General features: G+C 41.2%; 4 protein-coding genes. All 4 read left to right on the top strand.

Annotation, left to right across the window (positions count from 1 at the left end; all coding sequences use genetic code 11):
• The first annotated feature begins 182 nt into the window (after window positions 1–182).
• The 4 genes from QM629_RS11680 to ligA all read left to right on the top strand — a co-directional run bounded on the left by QM629_RS11680 (window position 183) and on the right by ligA (window position 3,191).
• Window positions 183–353 carry a hypothetical protein gene (locus QM629_RS11680; RefSeq protein ID WP_415160053.1) on the top strand — a complete coding sequence of 57 codons (171 nt, stop codon included), beginning with the start codon at window positions 183–185 and terminating at the stop codon, window positions 351–353.
• A gap of 6 nt (window positions 354–359) precedes the next feature.
• Window positions 360–734 (top strand): hypothetical protein, encoded by a 375-nt coding sequence (locus tag QM629_RS11675; RefSeq protein ID WP_415160052.1) that lies wholly within the window; start codon window positions 360–362, stop codon window positions 732–734.
• A gap of 107 nt (window positions 735–841) precedes the next feature.
• Window positions 842–982, top strand: a complete 141-nt coding sequence (locus QM629_RS11670) for a hypothetical protein (RefSeq protein ID WP_415160051.1) — start codon at window positions 842–844, stop codon at window positions 980–982.
• A 73-nt stretch (window positions 983–1,055) separates the two neighbouring features.
• The gene (gene ligA, locus QM629_RS11665) at window positions 1,056–3,191 is read left to right on the top strand and encodes an NAD-dependent DNA ligase LigA (RefSeq protein WP_415160050.1); all 2,136 of its coding nucleotides are present in this window, start codon (window positions 1,056–1,058) and stop codon (window positions 3,189–3,191) included.
• Window positions 3,192–3,372: the final 181 nt, after the last annotated feature.

Here is a 3,372-nt window from a genome sequence, read left to right as displayed (position 1 = left end):
CATAATGTAACGAGCCGATGGCTCTCAACAACATTTTGATGGTTTCAAACGGGTTGAAACCCGTTTTTACAATATTTTTTCGAAGCTACGCTTCTTTTTATGCCTTTAAAATTTTAATGCGTCTGCCCTGGCATTTAACTGCATGCTGGTTTTCCAAAATTAAAAATGCTTAGCTTCATTATATGTCAACAATAACTTTAAAAACAGCAAAGAGGGCAACTTCGGTTCCCCGCTCTAAAATCCGCAAGGCGGTTGAAGCCGCGTATGCCGAGCCCATGCCGGCGCATACACCTGCTGTTGTAGTAAGGGTTACAAAAAAGACTGCACCTAAACACGCTGTCAAAGCTTCATAAATGTAAATGGCTTCCCGACCAGGCTATACCGATTTTGTATTTATAAATTGCCCTTTTGATGATGCATACATGGCTTTGCTGCATGCAGTTGTTTTTACTGTTTACCGCTGCGGTTTTTTTCCGCAATGTGCCCTGGGCGATGAAGACAGCAGTACAAGCCGTCTTGAAAAGATTATAAACATTATTGAGAACTGTAAATATGCCATTCATGATCTTTCAAGAACAGAAACAGGCACTTCAGGTTTTCCGCGGTTTAATATGCCATTTGAGCTGGGCATTTTTTTGGCGCAAAACGGTTTGGTAATAAAGTACAGCGTTCAAAAGTGGCGCTTATTTTTGAGAGAACCAGGTTCCGCTGCCAGCAATTTATTTCAGATTTGAACGGAATTGATACTAAAGCGCATGGTAACAATATACCACATATCTTCAAAACATTAGAAACTGGCTGCGTACATTCATCCCGCAGGGTAACAATTCCCGGTCGTAACATGTTAGTTGAAGAATATAAAGAATTCTCCACAAGGCTGCCGCGTATTGTAACCAGGGCCGGTCTTAATATTCACGATATTCCCTTCAACGATTTTTGCCAGATAGTGGAAGAAGCGGTTCGCGAAAAAATAAAAAAATAAGTTTCATCCCCTGCATTTATAAACGGCCGACAATAATTAAAACAACTTCTTAATTTGCCGCAAACTTTCTATCATGTATTCCAGAGGTCAGGTTCAGCATCTTGAAAAAGTTTCGAAGGAGTTTCTTAAGAAAGCAGCGTCCGCAAAAGATATTGAGGAGCTTAGAAAAGCATTGCGCTTTCATGAATACCGGTATTATATTTTGAGCGATCCTCTGGTGTCCGATATGGAATATGATCAATTGTATAAACAGCTTGAAGCATTGGAGAAAGCGCATCCTGAGCTGATTACCAAAAATTCTCCCACCCGGCGTGTAGGCAGCAGCCTTATGTTGAATGCAGCTTTTCCAACGGTGCAACATTTGGTGCCTATGCTCAGCCTTGACAATAGTTATAACGAAGAGGACCTGGTTGATTTTGACAGAAAGGCGCGGGAACATACCGGGCTTGATATAATTGAATATTGCGTGGAGCCAAAGTTTGACGGCGCCAGTATTTCTTTGATTTATGAAGATGATGAATTAAGCCGCGGCGTTACCCGCGGCAATGGTGTGGAAGGCGAAGAGATAACAACCAATATTAAGCAGGTTCGCTCTATTCCTTTATCGGCAGCATTTTCTGAATATAATATTCAACTGGCTGAGATACGTGGTGAAGTGTTAATGAGTAAAAAATCGTTTGCCAAATATAACGAGCAGATGGAAGAAGAAGGTTTGCCTGTGCTGGCTAATCCGCGCAATGCAGCCAGCGGCAGTTTGCGCATTAAAGACCCGAAACTTGTTGCCAAAAGAAACCTGGAAGCGTTTCTTTACCATGTAAGTTATTATACCACACTGGAAGGTAAAAAGGTGAGTGATGAAAAAGATCGTTCCAAAGAGAATATCTCCAAAAAAGAAGCGCCGTTTACAACACACAGTGAAGCGCTGAAAATGTTGTGGGAACTGGGTTTCCGCAGCCCTGAAAAAGAAAAGAAAGTGGTAAAGGGCATTGAAAAAGTAATTGAATATTGCCGCGAATCTGAAGCCAGACGCGATGACCTGCCTTATGAAATTGACGGCATGGTGATAAAGGTAAACGACCTTGCTTTGCAGGATACGCTGGGCATGACATCACATCATCCACGCTGGGCCATTGCTTTTAAATTCAAGGCCAGGCAGGGCACATCTAAATTGATTGGCGTAGAATTTAATGTGGGCAGAACAGGCGCTGTAACGCCGGTTGCCAAGCTTGAGCCGGTTTATATTGGCGGCGTTACGGTGTCAAGTATTTCCATGCATAATGAAGAATACATTAAAGAAAAAGATTTGCGTATTGGCGATACCGTGTTGGTGGAACGGGCGGGGGATGTAATTCCGCAGATCGTAAAATCTTTGCCCGAGGTGAGAACGGGCCATGAAAAGATCATTCATTATCCCAAAAACTGCCCGGTTTGCAATAGTGAATTATTTAAGGAAGAAGGTGAGGCTGTGTGGCGTTGCATCAACATGGAATGCGCCGCGCAGGTGGTGGAGAAGATCATTCATTTTGTAAGCAAGGATGCGATGGATATAAAGCATTTCGGCGCAGCAAACGTGCTTAAATTTTTTGAACTGGGTTTATTAAAAGATATCCCCTGCATTTATACGCTGGATTTTGAGGCCATCAGCAAACTGGAAGGTTTTGGAAAAAAATCAATTGATAACCTGCAGACAGCTATTGAAGATTCCAAAAAACAGCCATTGCATCGTTTGATATATGCATTGGGTATTCGCTATGCCGGTGAAACAACGGCTAAAACCCTGGCCAATGCTGTAAAAGAAATATATGATTTTGAAAAGATGAGTATTGAAGATTTGCAGCAACTGGAAGATATTGGTATTAAAGTGGCAACAAGTATTTATGGTTTTTTTCATAATGATGATAATTTGCAGATATTAAAACGTTTGCAGGAGTTGGGTTTGAATATGAAGAATACCAAGAAGCAATCATCCGCTGAAAATAATACGTTGCACGAACAGACTTTTTTATTCACCGGAACATTGAACAAACTTAAACGCAGCGAAGCAGAAGAACTGGTGGAAAAATATGGAGGCAAAATTGTTAGCGGTGTAAGCAGCAAGCTTAATTATCTTGTTGTAGGTGAGGATGCCGGCAGCAAACTGGAAAAAGCTAAAAAGATCAATACCATTAAGATCATCAGTGAAGATGAATTTCTTGCATTGATAAGGTAATAGTTTTTTCTTAATAAAAAAGTATTATTAAAGGTGCTTACAATTGTTAGTTTTCATTGTTGTCCGACTAAAATATTTTCTCTTGGGCTAAAGCCCTTTATGGGCCTGCTTTTTACTAACCCCAGGCTTAAGCCCGGGGTTATATATCTGAAACCCTTGCACAATGGGCTTTAGCCCAAGT

Origin of the sequence: Parafilimonas sp. (assembly GCF_047606085.1) — a bacterium.
In the GTDB taxonomy this organism is placed as follows: Bacteria; Bacteroidota; Bacteroidia; order Chitinophagales; family Chitinophagaceae; genus Parafilimonas.
This window is presented reverse-complemented; position numbering and strand designations above follow the sequence as displayed.